The following is a 22,974-nucleotide window of genomic DNA, read 5'->3' as shown; positions in this document are numbered from 1 at the left end:
CTGATGAAAACACGGAGATTCGCCCGCTTGGCGGGAGCCGCGACACTCCTTGTCATGACGACGCTCGGCTCAATAATACAAACAGATGCGCAAAGCTTCACGATGAAACCTATGGCGATTCGTTTTGACGGCGTAACCATCAGCCGCCCTTACGGCTTTGTGGCTGGCGGAACAACCTATATGCCGATCTGGTATGTCATGCAATTGGCAAAAAAAGAACGCCTGATGAGCACATGGAGTGGGATCGTCTGGAACCTGATGTCAGGAACGTCAAAGTCCCAAGCCATCTCCCCTTTTCACCCAATCAAGCCTGGAAATATGCAGATTGATCTTAACGGAACATCCTACCTTGCCAACATCCCAAAAATCGTCTACCGCGATCCTTTTAGCCATGCCTTGACAACGTATATACCGATTTACTTCGTCATGAAGCTCTTTCGCGATTCGCTCGCACTCAACAACACGTGGGACGGGCAAACGTGGTCTGTATCATCTACGCACACGACACCTGCCACAAGCCCTCCGCCACCCACAGTCCCAATCACCACAAGCGGGATCACTGGCACTGCAACGTCTGGCAATGCTGGTATCAGCGTATCGATAAACGGTTCAAGCGGTGCGACAGCGGGGAATTCTCTTGCTTTCACTCCGCCGGCGCTAAACGCGAATCCCGTCTCATCTGTGAGCGGTGGATTCCCAACGCTAGAAGGGCAAACCATCCCTCATGTTACGTTGCAAAATAGCGCCACAAGCGATCAGGCTTACTGGTCGCGTGCGAGTCGCGATTTCTACCTCTCCGCGCAGACGAACAACCCGGCGAACAGCACTGCGCCATCGCTTCCAATCGCAAACGCACAACCTGATCAGACGCTCTATCTCTTCGCGTATAAAAACGGTCAGAGTGTAAATGGCGGACAAACGACATTTCTTGTTAACAGTCCAGATGCCACGCTGTCGACAAATTCGAATGAAACATGGACCCAAGGCTCGAATCAGATTGCCTACGCCACCTTTCGAGCGACAAAACCGGGAGTTTACACAGTACAAGCTGTCACGAATGGCCAGTACAGCATACCGCTTGTCATCACGGTCGGCCTGAGCCAATTGAGTGCAGTGCCATTCGCTGTACCGGCAGACTACACAGGGATTTTGCCACTGCCTTCAACCGGGCTTACGGCGATTTCTTCCGGGACGGATGGACATGTATCGTATACGTCTTACTCACCTGTCGGTACCTGGATTCCCATTTCCGGGACGGTAAGTGGCGGCCTTTCTTCGATCAGTATTCTGCTAAACGCCGGAAACCAGTCATGGGATTATCGCCTTCCGGTTGACGCGAGCGGACACTTTTCTGCCATGATTGAGTCTCCGTTTACGGGGCAGGTTGAACTCACCTATGAGCCAAACTACCTAGCCCATTTGACGAGCACCTCTGGCTCGCTGTCATATACGGTCGATCAGACCGTGACGATCAGCGGTGCGACTCTGCCCGCTGCACTTCAGGGATTATTGCCGACGGCCTCGATGGATTTCAATATGAGCCGTGCATTTTCGCAAACCGCTGATCAACTTCTGGAAAACAGTCCGAGCTTTGAAACGGCGGTTGCCGCGATCAATAACTACGTTGCGGGAACTTTATCGTACAATGTCGCCGAGGCGTCGCCAGGTGGACAGTACGTCTGGAAGTCTGCGAGCGCAACGTGGTCTGCGAAAAATGGCATCTGCGAAAACTTTGCAGAGCTTGAAGCATCACTCTTACGCTCCGTCGGCGTTCCAGTGCAGACCGTGGGCGGAAATGCAAACGCGAATTGGACAACTCCGAATTTCAATGACAAAAATGCGTATGACGCGCATGAGTGGCTCTCCATCGATACAGGGGGAGGCTGGTTGATTGCCGATCCGACCTGGACGGGCATGCAAGATACAAACGGAAAGAACTTTGGGATCACAAACGAATTTTTTACGAATACAGCCAGTTTCTCCGCAACACACGCCACACTGCCGGGGCAGACGGGTACCAATTTTTAATTTCAAACCAAAACCCCACCTGCGACCATTTGCGCCGCAAGTGGGGTTTCTTTCTTTTGTTGTACGCACGCCGTCACGATAACCGTTTTGCAAACGCGTCAATAAGTTGTTTGATCAACCCATCAGCGACTGTATCTGATAGCGTGCCATTCGCGTCAAATTTATTCATGCACTGTGTCAACAAGACCTCTGGACGGCGAATCGGGTCTGCGTCAACTGCAAACAGGATATCCCGCAAGTGAATCTGCATCCGCGCAGTACCATAGTTTCCGGGTGTCGCCCCCATGATTGCAACAGGTTTTCCTGCGAGCGGTGTCCCGATCGTCGGTCGTGACAACCACTCAAGCGCACATTTCAATGCAGCGGGAATAGTAAAATTATACTCCGGCGATGCGATCAATACACCCGACGCCGCATTCACTTCCGCGAGCAAACTTTTTACAGATTCAGGAATATCGGCCTCGCGCTCCGGTGTGTAAAAGGGTAGCCCATCGAGTTGAACCTCGCGGTACTCTACATTCTCAGGCAAATGATGGGCCGCTGCACGCAAAAGTTTTCCATTCCACGATCCATTGCGCACGCTTCCGCAAATTCCGAGTACAATCGGTTTCTCTTTTCGCTCTGTCATAATCATACCTCCAGTAAAAATAACACAACTTAACCATTCACCTTATACTAATACATTGTGCGTTACTTTACAAACGTCACAAGTATGATCAACCCAAATCGCAGTAGATGTGATAAGCTGAGAAAATAACATGGGAGTTGGAGGGAATGCAATGAAGAAGAAGGTTGTCGTCACAGGTGGTTCAGGTCTTTTGGGACCTTTTGTCATCCAAGAATTTTTAGAGCACGGTTATGATGTTTTAAATGTTGATACAAAACTGCCGCGCGAATCGCTCTGCCCGACAGTGATCGCCGATCTCACGCAGTTGGGACAGGCCTATGGCGTATTACAAGGCGCGCACGCTGTCGTACATATGGCAGCCATCCCTGTCGCCTACTCGCATCCAAATGAAGTCACGTTTCAAAACAATGTCATGTCTACGTACAACATCCTGGAAGCCGCCGCAGGACTTGGCATTACAAAAGCGGTAACCGCGTCAAGCGAGTCTTCCTATGGCATCGTTTTTGCGGTACATCCATTCTCGCCAAAGTATGTCCCTGTGGATGAAAACCACCCACAATTGCCGCAAGATGCGTATGGACTCTCAAAGATTGTAAATGAACAAACGGGTGACATGATGCACCGCCGCACAGGCATGCAAGTCGTCTCGTTTCGCATCGGGAACATCATCACCCCCGCGATGTACAAGCGCTTCCCTGAATTCATTCACCGCCCTGAGGAACGCGAACGCATCCTCTGGAGCTATGTTGACGCCCGCGATGTCGCCTCAGCGTGCCGGCTCGCCGTCGAGCGCGACGGCCTGGGCTCGATGGCGCTCAATCTCGCGGCGGATGACACGAGCATGGACATCAAGAGCCGCGATTTACTGCGTGAACGCTACCCTGAGGTGACTGATGTGCGCGAGCCATTGGACGGTTTTGAGACACTTCTGAGCAACAAGCTGGCAAAAGAGCGTCTCGGTTGGCAACCCGCCTATTCATGGCGCGAGGAAGTCAAGAAAACACAATAACGGATGCGTAAGCGAGGTTCGATTGCCTCTGTGTAGGGTAGCCCATTTGGGCTACTCTTGATTATTATCGCCGCTTAAGGAATTCATATAACTCGTGTCTTCCGTCTGAGGCAACTTTTCCATTCCGAGTTGTTATTAGCCAGTATTTCAAGGGTAGTTCGGATTTGTATTCGATGCAAGTCAGGAAATGGGTTGCAGGGTCTGCGACACTGCTTGAATCAGCGATGGAATGGTGTACTTTGCAGGATTGGGTATGATACCGATAAACGTATTGCCCTGCTTTACGACGAACAAGTTACATCTTGCACCATCGCTATACGCAATAGTGTACCATTGCCCATGCCCTCCATGGTTAAGCGTATAGTTGCCTCCTTGCTGAACGACTGGCTTCTGGTTAGATGACGTAAAATAGCTTGATCCAATCAAACCGTTCCATGTTGAAGCCTCGTAAAAAGACATATCCTCAAATGATAGAAATACAACATGATCCGCCGCCTGAGGAGCAGAAGGTTTGTAAAAACCACTGGGTCCGCCCATTTTACGAGGGATGTACACCGTAACACCTTCTTTTTGCGATAGGTCATTCAATTTTTTCATCTCGATGTTTGAATACGTTACTGCACTTAAAATCTGATCATATTGCTCAGTGGCTGTTTGAGTTCCGCTTATCTGCGATGAATTTCCTATTTGCTGATTATCCGTACCTGATAACTCAAAATTGGCTTTCCATCGGTCATTCTTTAACCAGTTATACATTTTCCCATCCTTAAGGTAAATTACGTGACCGCTTTGTCTAACTGCTATGGTGTCTTGAATGTACTTTGCCGTGTACATTAGGTTCCCATTTTGGCGAACGCCTCCCTTGGCAATGTAGTACGCAGGGTAAATACTCAGCTTCTGACCATTTGTTCCAATAATCCTCAACATGGATGGTGCAACATTTGCGTTAAATTGAACGACTGGTAGGTTCTGCATGTGAACTATGGATGGAGTTGCGCCTGTCAATAAAGAAATAATGATTGACTTACTCTGTTGTAAGTTAATCGGAGTCCATATTTTTGCAGCTTTAGAATCGTCTTGAATCGTTAACAACATTATTTTCGGGATACTTAATGGATGTGTCGGTTCTGATAGTGGTATACCATACAAACCATGGGGCGCGTTTGTCGGTGCACCTCCTGTTGTCGCATTGCCGCAACCTGCAAGAGTTAAAATAACGAGTCCAGCCAATCCGCGTAAAAAAACTCTTCTTTTCATTTTGTTGTCAAATAACCTCCTTGTTGTACATGAAGGTTAGACGTATCGAATCAACGTTCCGTTACAATCCATTTTATAGAACAATATGATATAAAAGGGGAATTTCAACCACATTTATGCCCTGAGAAGCTGTGATGCATAAGAATCAAGGGTAGCCCATTTGAGCTACCCTTGATTCTTTTCAACATAATGGAAAGTAAGAATTCCCTAACTGTTCGCCAGAAAATTCAATCGGCATATCAAGGCTCTTAGAGATCCGTCACAGCGCCAATCGCTGCGGAAGAAACCGAGCGGGCATACTTTGCGAGCACGCCGCGCGTATACTTGAGCGGCGGCTGCACCCATGCGGCACGGCGCTTTGCGAGTTCCTCATCCGAAACATGGAGCGTAAGCTCCTGTGTCTCCCCATCAATCGTGATCATGTCGCCCATCTGCACAAGTGCAATCGGTCCTCCGTCTTGCGCCTCAGGACTCACGTGGCCAACGACCATCCCGTGCGTGCCGCCTGAGAAGCGTCCGTCTGTAATCAGCCCGATCGTTTCTCCCAGCCCTTTGCCGATGAGAATTGCAGTAATGGAGAGCATTTCCGGCATTCCCGGGCCACCCTTAGGTCCCTCGTAACGAATAACGACAACATCGCCGTGCGTTACCTGATCGTCAAGGATCGCTTCTGTCGCTTCCGTTTCTGAATTGTACACCTTGGCAGGGCCTGTGATTGAAGTGCTCTTGAGACCCGAAAGTTTCGCCACAGCGCCCTCCGGCGCAAGGTTGCCCCGCAACAGGACGAGCGGACCATTTGCGCGCAAGGGATTGGAAAGCGGGTAGACAACTTTCTGACCGTCACGCAGCGGCGGCGCGTCCGCAAGGTTCTCAGCCAAGGTTTTTCCCGTCACAGTCAAACAATCCCCATGAAGCATGCCAGCGTCAAGCAGCACGCGCATGACCGCCTGTACACCACCCGCCTCGTGAAGATCCTGCATGACATAGCGTCCACTCGGCCTTAAATCCGCAATGTGCGGCACTTTTTTCTGGATGCGATCGAAATCTTCCAATTGCAAATCCACGTTTGCTGAATGCGCAATCGCCATGAGATGTAAAAATGCGTTTGTCGAGCCACCCAGCGCCATGACAACGGTAATCGCATTTTCAAACGCCTTTTTCGTCATGATATCGCTTGGGCGAATATTTTTTCGCAAAAGATCCACAACAGCGACACCTGCAGCCTCGACATCTGCGTGTTTTGCCGAAGATTCTGCGGGATTGGAGGAACTGCCCGGAAGACTCATGCCCATCGCCTCAAACGCCGAGGCCATGGTGTTCGCCGTGTACATTCCCCCGCACGATCCAGCTCCCGGACAGGCGCTGCACTCGATGGCATGGAGTTCTTCGCGGCTCATTGTTCCCTGATTGTACTGACCAACCGCCTCAAACGCAGATACAATATCGATATCTTTTCCATTGTGACGTCCTGGAGCAATCGTTCCACCGTATACAAAAACTGCAGGCAGATCCATTCTGGCCAACGCGATCAAACACCCTGGCATGTTTTTGTCGCAGCCGCCGATTGCAACGACACCATCCAAGCGCTCTCCACCTACGACCGTCTCAATCGAGTCAGCAATAACCTCTCGACTGGGAAGTGAGTAACGCATGCCTTCCGTCCCCATGGCGATTCCATCCGACACCGTGATGGTATTAAAAATCAGTGGCGCGCTGCCACCTGTTCTAGCGCCTCGTTTTGCCAATCTCGCCAACTCGTCAATATGCACGTTGCAAGGTGTCACCTCGCTCCATGTGCTGGCAATTCCGACCATCGGTCGTTTAAAGTCTGCATCCGTAAACCCCATGGATCGCAGATATGCGCGATTGGGTGCACGGTTGGCCCCTTCGCTAATGTCCTTGCTGTGAATTCGCAAATCCTTCTCCTGCTCTCTCTCGCTCAAACCAAAACGCCTCTCTTTCTCTACGCCGAACCCGCTGCAAGTCTGTTGGAACGACGATACTTGTATAAAGATACCATCGGCTGAAAATGCGGACAAGAGTCAAAATCCCTTATTCGATGACTGCGAAAAAGACGCCAGAAGAAGCCTGCGGTACGATTGGGTGTAGATGATCAATGCGTAGACAATCATCAATCCTTCATCAAACCACATGGTCCACCTCACCCCAAATGGATAAAGAATAGATACACTAAGTGAACCAATGAGAAGCGTAATGATGATAAAACGCAGATAATCTGTCACACCTTCGCGTGTGCGACGTGTCACAAACCAGAACAGGGTCAGCGAAATTACCTGAATGATAAAGAACAAGAGTGGGTTGATAAATGCAAATCCGCCTGCACTCACCGCGAGACCCGCGAGCATTGTACGGCTTCTACGCAAAACGCGCTCCTCTGTCACGAGCAGCGCGAGAGGAATCGCCAGCACTGAAAAGTCGGTTTCGTGAGCAAACGAACTGAGCAACAGACCCGCCGCAAGCGCCAGTCCCACTCGCCAGACGCGCTTCCCCGAACCCTCGAAGTTCTCTCCACGGCTTCTGACAAGCGCGTGCAAAAAAAAGAGGAGAATCACCAGCGAGCACACGATGGCAAAGAAAAAGGATAGCCCGTGAGGAAGCGGCAATCGCTTCCACAGCGACCAGAGCGATGCTTGCCCATTGTCTGAGGCGGTCGCCGCTTGGCGATGAAGGAGGCGTGACACCCACTCTACGAAAAGATTTGTCTTTGCCATCCAACTGCACACGAGAAAAAGAACCATTTGGGTGGCCGCAAATACAATCAAATCCACGATTCTCCGATCCACCAACAAGAGCAAAAGAAGCGGCAGACACAGATAGAGTTTGACCTGAAAGAGGAGGGTGAGCCCGATCAACATCATGATCGATCCACGGCGCGAAAAAGGCGTACACAGGGTGCACCCTTTTAGAAACAGTGCCACGCCAAGCATGGAAAAGAGATCCACTTGGGCAAGCAGCAATGTCTCCCGAACAGATGTCATCGCGAGAAAAAGGATTCCGACAGAAAACCACGAGCCACAATAGGCAGGCCGTACACGGTCAATCACGCTCTTTGTCAACCAAGCGGCCAGACTGAGCGCAAGAAGATTGGCCGCTTGAAAAAGTTGAATCGAAACAACATGCGGCGCGAGAGCGAACGTCGCCATGATCAGCGCAAAAAGCGGACCATTAAGATAAGGACCATACCCTACCCCACCGATGACCTGATAAGGAGAACGATTGGCGAGGACCTCCTTGCCCGCGCGATAAAACGTTTCATAATCGATCGGCCAACCTGACACGCGAAAAATGAGCCATGTCATCCAGAGAACCATGAAGAAGAAACATGCCCAAATGAAAATTGATCGGCGCGCTAACCGCTTCGTCTCCAAAAACCAGCCATCCTTTCCATATAAACAAACGTTACGCGTTAGATTACCATACATGATATGATAGATTAATCGAATTTTTTATAAAGGACAGCCCACTATTTCGCTTTTTGTCTTGACGGGCCATGCCTTAATACGCTATTTTCAAAATAGAAACATCAAACTAATCACGGACTAAAAACGTTGCGTTATATTACATTACACGAGGAGGAAGGTTTGTGATCCACGCACATCAATTCAAAACCGTCATTATCGCTCGACGCGCAAATCAGACAGACCCGGAGGCACTAGCTCAAATCAAGGACTTAATCCGCTCCAACCAAATTAAAATTGTCGATGTGAAACGCAGCCCTGAACAAATCTCGATTGTTTATCGCATCATCTCCTAATCGCGAGGGGCAGTGCACGCGGTCCACGAAACACAGCGGAATCTCTCCAGCAAATCTTCTTATTAACACACTCAAGTTCATTCAATTCTTCAAAGAATACACGCAGCGCGATCTCAGCCTCTGCGCGAGCCAAGGGTGCTCCAATACAAAAATGTGCTCCTGAGGCAAAAGCGAGATGACGATTTGGCGAGCGACGCAGATCGATCGCATCTGGATTGTCAAACTGTGCAGGATCGCGGTTCGCCGCAGCCAAGGAGACATTGACTTCGTCCCCCCTCAAGATTTGCGCATCTTTGATCCATAGTTCTTTCGCGGCAAATCTTGAAGTCAACTGCACCGGGCTCTCGACACGCAAAAACTCGTCGACGGCCGTCGGAAAGATCATCTTATTTTGAAGAAGATCCTGGCGTACATCCGGGTTCTTTAATAACAAATACACCGCGTTACTTATGAGATTGACCGTAGTCTCATGCCCGGCAAACAGAATAAGGATGCATGTCGCGACCAACTCAGCTTCAGACAGACGATCGCCCCGCTCATCCGCTGCCAGCATCGCACTCATCAAATCGTCGCGCGGGACGCTCCTCCTCGTTTTTAGCAAATCGTAAAAATAGTTCATCATATCGTGCGCGACAGCGCCACCGCGCACGAGTTCCTCCTCCGACGCATCTGAAAGATCAATAAAAAGCGCTAGTACTTTCGACCACTCGCGAAAGAGCTCGCGATCTTCTGTCGGAACGCCAAGCATTTCTGCGATGACTGCGACAGGAATCGGAAAGGCGTACTCTGCGACGCAATCAAAGCGATCCTTTTCACGCAGCGGCGCGACCGCCGACTGCGCGATGGCTTCAATCCGCGGACGCAGGGATTCGATCATGCGCGGCGTAAACGCTTTGTTCACAAGCCCACGCAATCGCGTATGTGCAGGTGGATCGCGAAAAAGCATCCACTTTTGAAACAACTGAAAGATCGCAGGCTCACGCTGCTCATTGGCAAGACGCTCATCTTCAGGCAAAAGCGTTCGCCACTCTTTGATAAACCTTGCGTCTTTCAGCACAAAGGAAACATCTTCGTAGGTTGTAAAAAACCAGCTGCGCGCGCCGTTTTCATGCGTTTGCAGATAACGTGGGCGATGCAAACGCATCTCTTCAAGGGTGCCATAGGGATGCTCACGGTAGACGTCCGATTTTAATAATTGTGTCAAATTCAATTTCGACATCAGGACTCTCCTTATCGAACGCTCGCCATCTTTCGTGTCACTTCAATGAAATGTTGAACCTGTGCAGACGAATCTGCAGAGCGCCAGGCAATCGACATTTCAATCGCCGGAACTTCCCCTTCAAGCGCGACAAACACAACATCTTCGCGCTTAAAGATTGACGCGGACGAAGGTACGATGGAAATTCCAAGGCCTGCCGCCACAACACCTAAAACCGTTTGAAACTCTGCGGCCGTCAACTCGATCTTCGGGTCAAACCCGGCATCCGCACACTTAGCAAGTATGTCATCATAAAACCCCGACCATGTGCTGCGCGCCAGAAGAACCCATGATTCTTCACCCAACTCCTTCAATTTTATTACTTCGCGATCCGCATAAGGATGCATTTTCGGTACAGCGAGAATTGCGCGATCATGATAGAGTGTCTCCACGCGCAGATCGCGCATCGAGACAGGGGGGCGGATAAACCCGATATCAATCTCGCGATTCAAAAGCGACTCCACTTGGCTTGGCGTCGGTAGTTCTCGCAAATGAACATCCACGCCAGGATAGGCAGTCCGGTATTCACGAATCGCAAGCGGTAAGATATCATAGGTTGCTGAGCCCACAAACCCCACCGCAATGCGCCCAGCGCGCCCGGCATCCACATCCTTCGCAAGCCGCTTTGCCTGTTTTGCATGTTTTATAAGCGCTCTTGCCTCTGGAAGAAACACCCGCCCTGCAGGCGACAGTTCAACGCGACGCTGCGTCCTGATAAATAAAACTGCTCCCAGTTCGCGCTCTAATTGTTGAATCTGCTGGCTGAGTGGCGGTTGCGTCATCTGTAATCGCTGAGCCGCCCTTCCAAAATTCAACTCTTCTGCAACCGCAATGAAATATTCGAGATGCCGAAACTCCATACGCGTCCCTCTCGATTCGAATTATATATGAATAACCCATTATTGATATATTAGACGTTCGATGATTTTCACGCTACACTAACCACAAGCAAACAACCAAAGATTACTACCAGAATGAGGTTATCTTGTGACCCCTGTCAAGAACATTCTACAAACGAGTTTCCAGATCGCAATTCTCTGGGCGTTTTCACTCAGCGGTTCATGGCTCGCCAAACACCTCGCGCTTCCGATTCCCGGAAGTCTCATTGGGATGACCATTCTCTTTATCGCACTGCACCAAAACTGGTTGCCCATGCGCTTCGTCGATAAAGGGGCATCCTTTCTCCTCGGACAGCTCCTGCTCTTTTTTATCCCGTCTGCCGTCGGCATCGTAAACGAAGGCGCCTTGATTCGACAAGACGGCTGGCAGATGTTGTTGATCATCGGCGTGAGCACACTGCTTGTCATGGTCATGACAGGCTTTGTGGCAGAGCGGATCGCTCGCGCAAAGGCGGCGCGCACATGATCGCGTGGGGATTCGGACTGATCGGTACCTGGCTCGTCTTTTTGGCGACACGCCACGTCTATCGCGTGATGCCAATCGCTCTGCTCAATCCGATGGTGACAAGTGTTACAATCCTCAGCGCCACGCTGCTCTTTGTTCATCTTCCGTATTCATCCTGGTCGACTGGCTCTCACTGGTACACGGCGCTGTTAGGTCCTGCAACCGTTTCCTTTGCCGTGCCGCTGCACAAACACTGGGACACATTGAAGCGACATGCTCCTGAGATGAGCGCCGCGCTTTTGGCAGGCTCTTTCACAGCAATCCTCTCAACCATCGCGCTCGCGCGCGAACTTCATCTGTCAAACCGCATGGTGGACAGCCTGGCGCCACGCTCCGTCACGACGCCCATCGCGATGGCTGTCTCTAACCGCGTTGGTGGCGCGCCTGATTTGACAGCAATTTTTGTCATCTTAACAGGTGTCATTGGTGCGCTCATCGGCCCAAAACTCGTGCGTTTCCTGCGCTTGCGACACGGTGTCTCAATCGGCGCACTGCTTGGCATGGGCGCGCACGGAATCGGTACTGCCCGCGCCTTTGAGTTTAGCGATCTCATCGGGACGATCGCAAGCCTCTCCATGATCATCGCAGGATTTGTCGCCTCCATTGCGATCCCGATCGCTGTATTTCTCTTCAACGTTTCTCCAAAATAATAGAGAAAACACACTTTTGGGTGGGGGAAAACTTAGGAAACTCTGATATAATACGGACATGGGTGAAGCATACCGCCAGTTGACGCGTCGTCTCCTCCATTCTTATCTCGCCAGCTCCACGATAGCCGTCCTTGGCGTCGGAAGCTTGTTTATCTTCGCCACTCTTCATATACAAGCGCAGGATATCCTATGGATCGTGGCAATTCTATTTATATCTTTTCTCTCAATGATTGCCGCAGAATTGCCTGTCTATCACTACCAAATGATGCCTCTCCGGCGTGCGCAGAGCGGATCATGTACCGAAGAAGAACTTCGGAGGGCCTACCTTCGCACACACCAACTGCCCATGCTTACCGTGATTCGCATCATGGGTCCTCACCTCTTTGGCGTTTCGATCCCCGCGCTCTCTTTATCTGCTTGGGCCATCGCTCACGGCGATCTCAACCTCCCTTCGACAGATCTGCTGAGTGCCGCCGTCGGTGCCATTCTCGTCTCCGCAATGCACGCATTGATTGAATATTTCCTTGCCGCAGACGCCGTATCACCAATGCTCGAAACGCTCATTGAGACAGGCGCAAAGAGAGGGATCATTTTGAGTCTTGAAGGCAGGATTCTCATTTCCCTTCGCATGAAACTCATCATCAGCCTCGTTTTGCTCGGCGTCTTTCCTCTGATTCTCTTTACACTCGCAAACGAAATTCGCCTCGCGCAGCAAAACACTGTGTTCGCCGCAGGCTATTGGCAATGGGTCGTTCTCATTCTCGTTGTCAGCGTCGCAATTTCCATTTTCGGTGCGATCTTGCTTTGGAAAAATATCCTAAAACCTATGGAACTCTTGCAAAAATCGCTGCGCGAGATTGAGCAGGGGCGAATGGATAAAGCAGTGCCCGACCCTTTTTCCGATGAATTCTCCCGCCTCATCGCCGGAATGAACCACATGCGAAAAGGGTTGCTTGAGCGGGATCGGGTAAACGCCAGCCTCGTTGAAAGCTATTTCGCAACGCTCGCGACGGCGCTTGACGCACGCGATCCATACACGGCCGGTCACTCCCTGCGCGTCGCGCACTACGCCTGTACAATTGCCGAACTGACAGGCGAATCACCCCTTTTTATCGATCGCGTCAAACGCAGCGCCTTGCTCCACGACATTGGAAAGATTGGCGTTCGCGACGATGTGCTTCTAAAACCAGAACGCCTCACTTCAGAAGAGTTTGAACAGATAAAGAAGCATCCCGCGCTTGGGGAAGAGATTTTAAAACAGGTGCAGCCTGAAGAAGCGATGGCTCCCCTTTTGCCAGGTGTCCGTTCACACCACGAGCGATATGACGGTCGCGGGTACCCAGACGGACTTGCGGGCGAACACATCCCAAAACTCGGACGCATCATTGCGGTGGCAGACGCGTTTGACGCGATGACCTCAGACCGGCCTTACCGATTGGGCATGGATAAAAAAGCGGCACTACAGATCCTGCGGGAAGGTGCCGGCATACAGTGGGATCCATTTTACGCAGAGGTGTTTCTGGAGTGGGCGCAGGCGCGATGGACGCGAGAAGTGATGTTTGATCTGACGGCAGCCACAAAGCTACAATCATGAGTTCCCCATCTCGTTTTCTGCCCTATGTTGATCAAGTCGTTTGCGTACGTTTCGTCCCATCCACAGCACCAAGAGAATGGGAACGCCACTGACAACAGCAATCCCCCACACCCCTGTTGAAACCCCAACATAAAGCAGCAATGCCATCAAATAGTACGGAAGGATAGAAACCGCCGCAGTCCAGACATAGGGAAAAAGAGAAATCGAAGGAAGCAGTCCTGCGGCGTAATTAAAAACGACAGCTGGAACAGGCAACAATCGCGCCATTAACAGTCCCACGCTTCCAGACGCCTCGATAAAGGCCATTGTAGCGCGAAACGTCAAAGGGACCTGTTTTTTCTGATCGCTCTTAAGAGCCTGCATACTTCGCGCAATCCAGTACACCATCATCGTGCTGATCATGAAACCGATCCACGCATAGATGAGCCCGCACAAGAGTCCGTAGATCCGCAAAAACACGAGGAGTAACCCTTCTGACGGTACGGGAGTGACGCACCAGAGCGCCATTAGCCCAATCGCAAGAAAGACGCCAAACGGGCCGGCACTGCGAATCCACAGTGAAAGTTCACCACTGCGGTCTGCGAGATAAAAAGCGACAACCGAAAAAATGGCAATTACGCTAAAAAAGGTTCCCAGCCAGAGTGTACGACGCTTTTGCAACAGATTTCGAAGCGAGCGCTGCACGATGTGAGTCATACCGGGCGTTTGCTCCTTTTCCGACATTTCACGGATCAACTCCATACGCATCATTGCCGCGTACCGTAGTCTCCCGCGCTGTGAAAAGTCCCTCCCATGCGAAACAAACGCATCATCCAATCTGTGAGAGGGCGTACATACTTCTCAAAACGACGGATGACAAGGCTTGAGATGAGTCCTACGAAAAATCCCGCAATGACGTCTGTCGGCCAGTGCACACCAACATAGACACGAGCAATGGACACGATGATGGCGACGACCATGAACAGGTAGCGATAGATGCGCGGTCCATACTTTTGCACACCAAATGCGAAGCCAAAACTGCCCGCCGCGTGATCGCTTGGAAAAGAAGAGTCCGCAACATGTGGAATGAGTTGGTGAAATGTACCTTGCGGCAATGCCACAAAGGGCCGCGGCCTATAAAATGCATGTCCGATCAGTACGTTGATCACCAGCGCGAGCACCCCGGACAACGCACTCACTACAAGGCCATGCCGACGATCGCGATCCGCCTTTGGCAAGACAAACCACCCGATGATAAAAAGCGCACCATACAGATACGGGGCGCCTGTTGCAAAAAAGATCATAACCGCATCCAGAACGGGCTGATGACCCGCGATGTTATTTACAGCGTGAAACACCGTAACGTCAAATGGATTCACATTGACTCACTCCATCCCACATCGTATTTCTAGAACATTTCCAGTCCTAGAAAAGACGAGAGGTTGAGCCGTTAGGTTCAATCAAGAGATTATTTTCGAAAAAGGAATCACGTCAGCGCATTGGATGTGCTGTGCAGGGTGACCCCGTCATTTCGTTCAAGCACCCAACGGGTGGCAAACTCATTAGGAAACAGCATCACAAACCGCTCATCCTGATCTTTGACCAAAAGACACGACGAGCGATCAAACAAGAGTTCGTCTGCACGGTCACTCACAATCCAGCGTGCGAGTTGATACGGAAGACGGGTCAGCGACACCGTTACACCGTACTCCGCCTTTAAACGATACTCCAACACCTCAAACTGCAGTACGCCCACCACGCCAAGAATCAGGTCCTCTGTACGGTTGGCGACGCGAAACAGCTGCACCGTACCTTCTTCAGTCAGTTGCGCAAGTCCTTTGTTGTACTGCTTATACTTCCCCGTATCCGTGAGCGTCACGCGCGCGAAATGCTCAGGTGAGAATTGCGGAAGGCCTTCAAAGGTGAGAGATCCCGACTCGATCAGCGTGTCGCCGATGCGAAAAATACCCGGATCAAAGATACCGATAATGTCGCCAGGATAGGCCTCTTCCACAATGGAGCGGTCTTGGGCGAAAAACTGCTGCGGAGAAGAGAGGTTGATACGCTTGCCCGTGCGTGGATGGGCAACATTCATCCCCCGTGAAAAACGTCCCGCACAAACGCGCACAAACGCAACCCGATCGCGATGTGCCGGGTTCATATTCGCTTGAATCTTAAATACAAAGCCCGCAAAAGTCGGCGTCTCGGGACAAAGCAGGCCCTCACTCGTGGGGCGGGCGACAGGTGTTGGCGCCAATTCCAAAAATTGACGCAAAAAAGTTTCCACACCAAAATTCGAGATGGCGCTCCCAAAAAATACAGGCGTAAGCTGTCCCTGTTGTACGGCAGACTCGTCAAACGAATCACCTGCCACATCGAGTAACGTGATCTCCTCCATCAGCTTTTGGTAGGGTTCATCACCGATTCGCTCCCGCAGACGCTCGTCTTCAACCCCAGTCAGCGGTGTTCTTGTGACCTTTTGTTCCCGCCCATCGTATTGTTCGAAAACCGTGCGGCGCCGATCGAAGATTCCGCGAAAATGGGCGCCGGAACCGACGGGCCAATTCATCGGATAAGAGTGGATGCCAAGTACATCTTCCAGTTCCTTGAGCAATTCAAAAGGATCTCGACTCTCACGATCCAGTTTATTGATAAACGTGAAAATGGGGATTCCGCGCATCCGGCAAACCTCAAACAGTTTAATCGTTTGCGGCTCCACGCCTTTTGCGGCGTCAATCAACATGACAGCGCTGTCTGCGGCCACCAATGTCCGGTAGGTATCATCGCTAAAGTCTTGGTGTCCAGGTGTATCAAGCAGGTTGACATGATACCCTTCATATTGAAACTGAAGCACCGTGGAAGTCACTGAAATTCCGCGCTTTCGCTCAATCTCCATCCAGTCAGACGTCGCGTGGCGACTCGCCTTCCTACCCTTGATGCTGCCTGCCTCGCGAATCGCGCCGCCAAATAGTAAAAGTTTTTCTGTAAGTGTCGTTTTTCCCGCGTCAGGATGCGAGATGATCGCAAACGTCCTACGCTTTTCAATCTCTTTTTTGAGTGCTGCCATTTGTTCCGTCATCACGCAAATCCTTTCATTACCATCCGAGCATCGATTCAAATCGTCATTCGTGTGGCACACCATCTTATGATTGTACCATGCGCCCAATCTCGTCACACAGTTCTGTTACCGATACCCGAAGCGGCTCCACATCTTCGATCCACTGTGCCGGCAGCCGTTCAAGCAGGTGCGGCAGTTTCATCTTCGCCTCGCGGTAAATTTTATGTGACACCTGAAAAGTGGAGAGATGGCGATACGTCGATTCTCGCGCCTGAAACCATTCCGAAAGCGGACAAAAACCCGAGTGGGCATGCTCCGCCATAAACCGCTGAAACCCTTCCGAATCTAAGAAGGCATAACCTAAGAGAGCCAAATCCTCGATAGGGTATGCTTTCGGAAAAGAAAGCCGCTCCCACGTCACGCTGCGGAGTTTCTCCAAAAACACGTCCTCTTGAATCGGCGGCGATAAGATATACCCTTGAACGCGCTGTCCACCCATGCTCGCCCAGAGGCGAAGGTCGATCTCTTCCTCAATTCCCTCCGCGATCAAGTGTCTGCCTGACAGCCGCGAAAGCATGATCATCGAACCGGCGACTGAAAACACATTCGGGTCTGAACGAAAGCGCTGGATAAATTTGCGATCAAGCTTCAGTTCATCTACGGGCAGGTAGGCTGCATGGCTAAGGGAAGAGTACCCTGTCCCAAAGTCATCCAGGGAAACCGCAAATCCCAGCGCTTTGAGGCCGAGAATGATCTGTGATGCGCGATCAAGATCGGCTAAAGCAGACGATTCCGTAATTTCTAACACGAGTCCTTTGGCACAGCAGCCGTCCAGTGAAACCTTCATATCTTGCAGAAACTCAGGATGTAAAAAGTGGTTCGCTCCAATGTTGAGTGAAATCTTCACTGTCGGATCAATCTCGTGCAGCAGTTCCCGGATGCGAACCGCTTCTGAAACAGCGTGACACCCAAGCATCCGGATCAGTTGCGGATTGCGTTCCACTTCCGGCATAAATTCCCCTGGCGAAAGCCACGTCCCCTCATCAAACCAGCGAACGAGCATTTCCGCGCCTTCAACCCTTTTTGACACACTGCAATACTGAGGTTGCAAGAAATAGTGAATGGCGCCAGAGCGCAGCGCTTCTTCAAAGCGATGGCGCACGCGCTGCCTGCGACTCGCCTCGTTGGCTACGCGGCCGCGGTACTGACAGGCTTGGTTGCGGCCGCCCTCTTTCGCCGCGTAAAGCGCCTGGTCCGCATTTGCAAGGAGTGTCGCATAGGTCAAGCCGTCGTTTGGATAAACAGCCCAGCCAAGACTTCCTGTCACCTGCCCAATCCGATGATTCATTGACGATACGGCTTCTAGGATGTGCTCGCCAATCACATCCAACTGCCGCTCGTGATCCAGAGGAATCTGAAATCCAAACTCGTCTCCACCCAGCCGACACAGCGCATCGTCAGATGGCATCACAGACTGCAAACATTGTGCGACATCCTTTAAAAGACGATCCCCCGCCTGATGGCCAAGCGTGTCATTGCACTCCTTGAATCCATCAAGATCAAGAATGCCCACGGCAACACGCAGTTTGGAAACGCTCGCCATGGCGATCGACGCGCGTGTCGCCTCTTTGAACGCAGAGCGATTCGGCAAGCCTGTCAAGGAGTCTGTCAAGCTGATGCGGCGAATCTCTTGAATCGTTTTAAGGTGGCGCTTGCCGATCTGGACATTCTTTGCAACCTGGTCAAGCAGAAGACAGAGCTCTTTGGAAAAGTAATCGACTTCAACGCTCGCGATGACCAGTATCGCGACGGGATCCGTATCCCCATCCTCAAAGATCGGCCACGCACCGACACTCCTTGACTTTTCCAAAACGGTGTTGGCTCTCCAAATCTGCTGCAAATAAACATCATCTACTGGATTTTCAAGGATCATCGCTTGTCCGCTGCGAAAAACGCGACTCGCCACATAGTGGCCTTCCGGGATGTCCGATTCATGGATTGAAGCCAACGTATTCCACGCCTGCTCACGATCCGCTTCACGCAGCGAGGCCACCGCCACCGTGCGCAGATTGGCCTTGTGTTCATCAGGCATCATGATGTAACAGGTGTGCGCGTCTGTCTCTCGAATCACACAATCAACCACGGAGTCAAAAAGTTGCTGCGACTCCGGTTCCTCCAAGAGAAACTGCTGGATCATGGAGAGCGCGCGCTGGTAACCTCTCAAGCGTCCCAATGCGTACAAGTCATGCCGGCGCTCGAAAAAAAAGCGAACATCACTCGCCAGGCTCTCCATCGCCTCGAGGCAGCCCGCAGGAAAAGGACAATTCGTGTCTTGGTGTAGCCCAATCACCGCTTTTTCACCATTTGGCAAGTGAATTGGAATGGATGCAATTCCGCCTGCCAATCCGTAATATTTCATGAGATGGTCCCAAGCGAGAAACGACTCATCACTCTGTGGGGATTCCACCAAACATGGACGCATCGTAACAAGCGATCGACCCACTGGTCCGCGTCCTTCCGGAAGGTTCGGATCTGTGCTGATCTTCAAGTCCTTGATCAACTCGGAGAGTTCTCCTGCAACCGCCTGGAATGTCACAAAAGACTCTGGACCCAAAACCGTTCCGATCCATACGCAGCGCATGCGCATATGCTTTGCGATCAATTCGCAAAGTTGTTGAAATACCCATTTGTCAGGTTCCGTCAACGCTGTTGCAAACAAGCGATTGGCGTCTGCGAGCAGCATGTAAAACGACCGCTGTAAGTCCACCTCGCGACGCTCTGCCTCACCGTACCCTTCTAATTGCCAAAAAACATTGTTTTGAATGCGCTTTGATACGGCATTTTTTAACGTGCCTCGCTCACTTTCATCAAGCAAAGACAATTCATTTACACCCATTTCCAAATCTACGGCGAGCAAGCCAAACGTCGCGACAACCCAACGAATCGGCACCCCAACATTACTGTGCAATTGCCCAATTTGATAAAGTTCTTTTCGTAGTGCACCATCGAGTTCGGACGTTACCATGGATCGATAGTGGCATACGATCAACTGCTCAATCTCGGCTCTGTCGAAAGCATCCAAAATCATCGCCATATCGGGTTGACGCATGAGGTATTCGTAGATCTTCTGGCTAAAGGTGTCAGCGCGATCCGCCAACACCCCTCCGTACTTCCTGACGGCTTCCAATTCCTTTTCATCCAATATAAGAAGATGTAAATTTTCAGATAATGCGTTTGCGTTTGGATGCGTAGACATTGTCGTATCCCCTAGATTCAATCATGCTGCGTAGGACAATCATAGGCCGTGCCGAGGCTATAGACGCTGTGTTCATATATCGCTACCTTTATAGAAAAGGATACCATAGATTCTATAAGCCGTCACTTTGGGAAAACACGTTTCCTTGCGCGCCACTGCATAGCAAATCTCCTGCTCCTTTGCTATGCTAATCCTATGAGGAGGGATCGCATGGAAGCGATGAAGTATCGTAGATTGGGCAAGTCTGGCGTCAAGGTCAGTGAAGTGAGCCTCGGTTCTTGGCTTACATACGGCGGTACGGTCGAAGACAATTCTGCAACGGCCTGCATCAACCGCGCCTACGAACTGGGGATCAACTTCTTTGACACGGCAAACGTCTATCGTCGCGGCGAGGCCGAAAAAGTGGTTGGCAAAGCGCTCGCAAACTATCCGCGCGACTCGTATGTCCTGGCGACCAAAGGATTCTGGCCAATGGGCGATGGACCGAACGATCGCGGACTCTCCCGCAAACATATCACGGAGCAGGTGCACGCTTCCCTAAAACGCCTGAACGTCGAATACATCGATTTGTGGCAATGCCACCGCTATGACGTTGAGACACCGCTTGATGAGACACTGCGTGCGATCGATGATCTCATCCGTCAGGGGAAAATTCTCTATGCGGGCGTCAGTGAGTGGAGCGCCGTACAAATAAACGACGCGCTTCACCTCGCAGACAAACGTCTCTATGACCGTATCGTCTCCAACCAACCGCAGTACAGCATGCTCGCGCGCGCGATTGAGTCAGATGTCATTCCGCTGTGCGAACGCGAAGGGATCGGCCAGGTGGTTTGGTCGCCGCTTGCACAAGGTGTACTGACTGGCAAATATCGGCCAAACGCAAACGTGCCTGAAGGTTCCCGCGCCGCGAACAAAGACACGTCGCAGATTATCTCGCGCCTGCTGACAGAGGAGAACCTAAAGAAGGTCGAACAATTGCGCGCGATTGCAGAGCGAAAAGAGTGTACACTTGCACAATTGGCGATTGCCTGGATCTTGCGCCAGCCCAATGTATCTTCTGCGATCATCGGCGCGTCGCGCCCTGAACAGGTCGAGGAAAATGTCAAGGCAATCCACGTGCAGTTGAATGAACAAGACCTGAGCGACATCGAAACAATTCTCGCCAATCGCCCTTAACGACACGATCCGCAGCAAAGCGAGCCGCGCCTTTCGCGTAAAAGCTGCCGTATCGAGCAAGCGGGCTGAATCTCCCTCAGAGGGTGATCCAGCCCGCTTTTTTGCAATAATTTACAGAGATTTATGCGCTCGCGTCAGAGGCCAGATAATCGCTATCCTGTGTTTGATCGGCGCCTTTATTCGCACCCACAGCGTTAAAAATGAGCGTAAAGACAACCGCGACAATCAGGTTTGCAACGAGTGCGTAGACTGCCGCATACGCGGCAAATCCGCCTTGTCCAATGTGCAGCACAAAAATTGAAGATTTGAATCCATTGGCAATCGCCATCGAGGTGCCAACGATCATCCCTACAGCCCAACCAAGCAATAGCGCATGGCGGTGAAGCCAACGCGTATACAATCCGAGAATGACCGCAGGCAGCGTTTGCAGAATCCACACACCGCCGAGCAACTGTAAATTGATCGCGTAACTCTTTGGCAAAAGGATGATGAAAAGGAGCGCTCCCACCTTGACGACGAGCGAACTCAGTTTTGCCACGCGCGCCTCATCCTGCGGTGTCGCACTGAGGCGGACATACGCCTTGTAGATGTTGCGTGTAAACAAATTGGCTGCCGCAATCGACATGATTGACGCGGGAACCAGCGCGCCAATGGCAATCGCGGCAAACGCGAACCCTGCGAACCAGGAGGGAAGTTGATGAAGCAAGAGCAGCGGCACGACCGTCGTCGTGTCTTTCGTGTTGATGCCGTCTGCAATCGCCATATAGCCCATCAACGTGATGAACGCAAGAACAAGTGAATAAATCGGAAGCAGCGCGGCGTTTCGCTTGACGACTTTGCGGCCGCTGGCGCTGAGTGTACCCGTCAGACTGTGCGGATAGAGAAACAGCGCGAGCGCCGAACCGAGCGCAAGCGTCGCATAGGGCAGATAGGCCTTCGGCGAGAGAATGACCGCACCGGGTGTCGCGCGGTGTGACAAGACACTTTGGGCGACACTGAAGATATGCCCAAATCCACCAAGTTTCGCAGGGACCACCGCGACGACGACGATAATTGTGAGATAGATCATGATGTCCTTGACGATCGCAATCATTGCGGGCGCCCGCAAACCGCTCGTATACGTGTAGACGGCGAGGATCGCAAACGCGATGATGAGTGGGAGTTCTCCCATGAAACCCTTGCCCGTGATGCCCATCGCAGAAATGACGGACTGCATCCCCACGAGTTGGAGTGCAATATAAGGAAGCGTTGCAAGGATTCCCGTTACGGCGATGGCAAGCGCCAGCCAGTGGCTGTCAAAACGCCCTTTGACGAAATCGGCTGCCGTCACAAAACCGTGTTTTTTGGCGACGGACCACATGCGCGGCATCACGAGAAAAACGAACGGATAGACGATGATCGTATACGGGACTGCAAAAAATCCGGTCGCGCCAGAGCCGTAGAGCAGCGCGGGGACAGCGATAAACGTGTACGCGGTATAAAGATCGCCACCGAGCAAAAACCAAGTGATCAATGTGCCAAAGCGACGCCCGCCAAGCCCCCACTCGTCGATGTGACCCAAATCTCCCCGACGCCAGCGAGCGGCGAGGAATCCCATCACTGTCACTAAGATAAAAAAGAGAATGAAGACCGTTAATGCGGTGCCATTCACGTGCCGATTCCTCCCCTGCATCATTTTTCTTCTTTATGCCATTACGCGTCACGCGTCGCGAAATAGACAATGCCTGTCAAGACTGAACTGATCAATACCCAAAGCATTTGATACCAATAAAAAAACGGGAAACCGAATAATGCAGGCGCCTGAAACGCGTAAAACGAAGGAAAGAGGGTGCCAACAAAAGGAATCAGCAAAAGCCAGTACCACCCCTTGCTTGCGCGGGAAGGCGTTTTCATCCAGAATCA

Annotated in this window: 19 protein-coding genes; 7 read left to right on the top strand and 12 right to left on the bottom strand. The window is 51.4% G+C overall.

All coding sequences use genetic code 11. The annotated features are described in order from the left end of the window. Positions 1–3 precede the first annotated feature (3 nt). Positions 4–2,028, top strand: a complete 2,025-nt coding sequence (locus tag ATW55_RS15225) for a transglutaminase-like domain-containing protein (RefSeq protein ID WP_082685922.1) — start codon at positions 4–6, stop codon at positions 2,026–2,028. A gap of 73 nt (positions 2,029–2,101) precedes the next feature. Here the strand turns inward: ATW55_RS15225 and ATW55_RS15220 are convergent, their stop codons facing one another. Beyond that, positions 2,102–2,656: an NADPH-dependent FMN reductase gene (locus tag ATW55_RS15220; protein WP_067720074.1), complete on the bottom strand. Its 555-nt coding sequence runs from the start codon at positions 2,654–2,656 to the stop codon at positions 2,102–2,104. 151 nt (positions 2,657–2,807) lie between these two features. Here ATW55_RS15220 and ATW55_RS15215 point away from each other — a divergent pair, with 151 nt between their 5' ends. Then, the gene (locus ATW55_RS15215; RefSeq protein WP_067720042.1) at positions 2,808–3,665 is read left to right on the top strand and encodes an NAD-dependent epimerase/dehydratase family protein; all 858 of its coding nucleotides are present in this window, start codon (positions 2,808–2,810) and stop codon (positions 3,663–3,665) included. Between the two features lie 180 nt (positions 3,666–3,845). Here ATW55_RS15215 and ATW55_RS15210 read toward each other — a convergent pair whose 3' ends face one another. From ATW55_RS15210 to ATW55_RS15200, 3 genes are all read right to left on the bottom strand, one after another. Further along, complete coding sequence (locus tag ATW55_RS15210; RefSeq protein ID WP_153005193.1) at positions 3,846–4,895, bottom strand: hypothetical protein; 1,050 nt, start codon at positions 4,893–4,895, stop codon at positions 3,846–3,848. A 275-nt stretch (positions 4,896–5,170) separates the two neighbouring features. Continuing rightward, entirely contained in the window at positions 5,171–6,865 is a 1,695-nt protein-coding gene (ilvD, locus tag ATW55_RS15205; protein WP_067720025.1) for a dihydroxy-acid dehydratase, read from the bottom strand. A gap of 99 nt (positions 6,866–6,964) precedes the next feature. Further along, on the bottom strand, positions 6,965–8,311 hold the full coding sequence (locus tag ATW55_RS15200; protein WP_067720021.1) for a glycosyltransferase 87 family protein: 1,347 nt from the start codon (positions 8,309–8,311) through the stop codon (positions 6,965–6,967). A 215-nt stretch (positions 8,312–8,526) separates the two neighbouring features. Between ATW55_RS15200 and ATW55_RS16415 the strand changes: the two genes are divergently transcribed. Continuing rightward, positions 8,527–8,697 (top strand): hypothetical protein, encoded by a 171-nt coding sequence (locus ATW55_RS16415; protein ID WP_160327273.1) that lies wholly within the window; start codon positions 8,527–8,529, stop codon positions 8,695–8,697. On the opposite strand, the gene ATW55_RS15195 is transcribed toward ATW55_RS16415, so the two are convergent. Both ATW55_RS15195 and ATW55_RS15190 read right to left on the bottom strand, forming a co-directional pair. Further along, the gene (locus ATW55_RS15195) at positions 8,687–9,916 is read right to left on the bottom strand and encodes a cytochrome P450 (RefSeq protein ID WP_067720018.1); all 1,230 of its coding nucleotides are present in this window, start codon (positions 9,914–9,916) and stop codon (positions 8,687–8,689) included. The two genes, ATW55_RS16415 and ATW55_RS15195, sit on opposite strands and share 11 nt — an antisense overlap. Before the next feature lie 11 nt (positions 9,917–9,927). Then, entirely contained in the window at positions 9,928–10,815 is an 888-nt protein-coding gene (locus tag ATW55_RS15190; RefSeq protein WP_067720015.1) for a LysR family transcriptional regulator, read from the bottom strand. Between the two features lie 127 nt (positions 10,816–10,942). Here ATW55_RS15190 and ATW55_RS15185 point away from each other — a divergent pair, with 127 nt between their 5' ends. The 3 genes from ATW55_RS15185 to ATW55_RS15175 all read left to right on the top strand — a co-directional run bounded on the left by ATW55_RS15185 (position 10,943) and on the right by ATW55_RS15175 (position 13,603). Further along, positions 10,943–11,320, top strand: a complete 378-nt coding sequence (locus tag ATW55_RS15185) for a CidA/LrgA family protein (RefSeq protein ID WP_235587166.1) — start codon at positions 10,943–10,945, stop codon at positions 11,318–11,320. Continuing rightward, positions 11,317–12,009, top strand: a complete 693-nt coding sequence (locus ATW55_RS15180) for an LrgB family protein (RefSeq protein ID WP_067720012.1) — start codon at positions 11,317–11,319, stop codon at positions 12,007–12,009. Before ATW55_RS15185 ends, ATW55_RS15180 begins: the two co-directional genes overlap by 4 nt. Before the next feature lie 196 nt (positions 12,010–12,205). Beyond that, the gene (locus tag ATW55_RS15175; protein ID WP_235587165.1) at positions 12,206–13,603 is read left to right on the top strand and encodes an HD domain-containing phosphohydrolase; all 1,398 of its coding nucleotides are present in this window, start codon (positions 12,206–12,208) and stop codon (positions 13,601–13,603) included. Here the strand turns inward: ATW55_RS15175 and ATW55_RS15170 are convergent. From ATW55_RS15170 to ATW55_RS15155, 4 genes are all read right to left on the bottom strand, one after another. Continuing rightward, complete coding sequence (locus tag ATW55_RS15170; RefSeq protein WP_160327272.1) at positions 13,598–14,299, bottom strand: TVP38/TMEM64 family protein; 702 nt, start codon at positions 14,297–14,299, stop codon at positions 13,598–13,600. The genes ATW55_RS15175 and ATW55_RS15170 overlap by 6 nt on opposite strands. A gap of 50 nt (positions 14,300–14,349) precedes the next feature. Continuing rightward, positions 14,350–14,961: an undecaprenyl-diphosphatase gene (locus tag ATW55_RS15165; RefSeq protein ID WP_067720006.1), complete on the bottom strand. Its 612-nt coding sequence runs from the start codon at positions 14,959–14,961 to the stop codon at positions 14,350–14,352. 107 nt (positions 14,962–15,068) lie between these two features. Beyond that, positions 15,069–16,661, bottom strand: coding sequence for a peptide chain release factor 3 (locus ATW55_RS15160; RefSeq protein ID WP_067720003.1), 1,593 nt, complete (start codon positions 16,659–16,661; stop codon positions 15,069–15,071). A gap of 64 nt (positions 16,662–16,725) precedes the next feature. Next, positions 16,726–19,896, bottom strand: a complete 3,171-nt coding sequence (locus ATW55_RS15155; protein ID WP_067720000.1) for an EAL domain-containing protein — start codon at positions 19,894–19,896, stop codon at positions 16,726–16,728. A 219-nt stretch (positions 19,897–20,115) separates the two neighbouring features. Between ATW55_RS15155 and ATW55_RS15150 the strand changes: the two genes are divergently transcribed. Continuing rightward, positions 20,116–21,072: an aldo/keto reductase family protein gene (locus ATW55_RS15150; protein ID WP_067720337.1), complete on the top strand. Its 957-nt coding sequence runs from the start codon at positions 20,116–20,118 to the stop codon at positions 21,070–21,072. 121 nt (positions 21,073–21,193) lie between these two features. Here the strand turns inward: ATW55_RS15150 and mctP are convergent, their stop codons facing one another. Together mctP and ATW55_RS15140 are read right to left on the bottom strand one after the other, a co-directional pair. After that, the gene (gene mctP, locus ATW55_RS15145; RefSeq protein ID WP_067719998.1) at positions 21,194–22,723 is read right to left on the bottom strand and encodes a monocarboxylate uptake permease MctP; all 1,530 of its coding nucleotides are present in this window, start codon (positions 22,721–22,723) and stop codon (positions 21,194–21,196) included. A 41-nt stretch (positions 22,724–22,764) separates the two neighbouring features. Further along, positions 22,765–22,965 carry a DUF3311 domain-containing protein gene (locus ATW55_RS15140; protein WP_067719994.1) on the bottom strand — a complete coding sequence of 67 codons (201 nt, stop codon included), beginning with the start codon at positions 22,963–22,965 and terminating at the stop codon, positions 22,765–22,767. Between the last annotated feature and the right edge of the window lie 9 nt (positions 22,966–22,974).

The sequence above is a fragment of the Ferroacidibacillus organovorans genome (assembly GCF_001516615.1).
Classification (GTDB): domain Bacteria; phylum Bacillota; class Bacilli; order Alicyclobacillales; family SLC66; genus Ferroacidibacillus; species Ferroacidibacillus ferrooxidans_B.
Note: the sequence above shows the minus strand (reverse complement) of the source record. Positions and strands in the feature narration are given on the sequence as shown.

Excerpts from the sequence above, each read along its gene's own strand:
- ATW55_RS15225 (WP_082685922.1), top strand. The coding sequence starts at position 4 with ATGAAAACACGGAGATTCGCCCGCTTGGCGGGAGCCGCGACACTCCTT.
- ATW55_RS15220 (WP_067720074.1), bottom strand. The coding sequence starts at position 2,656 with ATGACAGAGCGAAAAGAGAAACCGATTGTACTCGGAATTTGCGGAAGC.
- ATW55_RS15215 (WP_067720042.1), top strand. The coding sequence starts at position 2,808 with ATGAAGAAGAAGGTTGTCGTCACAGGTGGTTCAGGTCTTTTGGGACCT.
- ATW55_RS15195 (WP_067720018.1), bottom strand. The coding sequence starts at position 9,916 with ATGTCGAAATTGAATTTGACACAATTATTAAAATCGGACGTCTACCGT.
- ATW55_RS15190 (WP_067720015.1), bottom strand. The coding sequence starts at position 10,815 with ATGGAGTTTCGGCATCTCGAATATTTCATTGCGGTTGCAGAAGAGTTG.
- ATW55_RS15180 (WP_067720012.1), top strand. The coding sequence starts at position 11,317 with ATGATCGCGTGGGGATTCGGACTGATCGGTACCTGGCTCGTCTTTTTG.
- ATW55_RS15170 (WP_160327272.1), bottom strand. The coding sequence starts at position 14,299 with ATGACTCACATCGTGCAGCGCTCGCTTCGAAATCTGTTGCAAAAGCGT.
- ATW55_RS15160 (WP_067720003.1), bottom strand. The coding sequence starts at position 16,661 with ATGACGGAACAAATGGCAGCACTCAAAAAAGAGATTGAAAAGCGTAGG.
- ATW55_RS15155 (WP_067720000.1), bottom strand. The coding sequence starts at position 19,896 with ATGTCTACGCATCCAAACGCAAACGCATTATCTGAAAATTTACATCTT.
- ATW55_RS15150 (WP_067720337.1), top strand. The coding sequence starts at position 20,116 with ATGAAGTATCGTAGATTGGGCAAGTCTGGCGTCAAGGTCAGTGAAGTG.
- ATW55_RS15140 (WP_067719994.1), bottom strand. The coding sequence starts at position 22,965 with ATGAAAACGCCTTCCCGCGCAAGCAAGGGGTGGTACTGGCTTTTGCTG.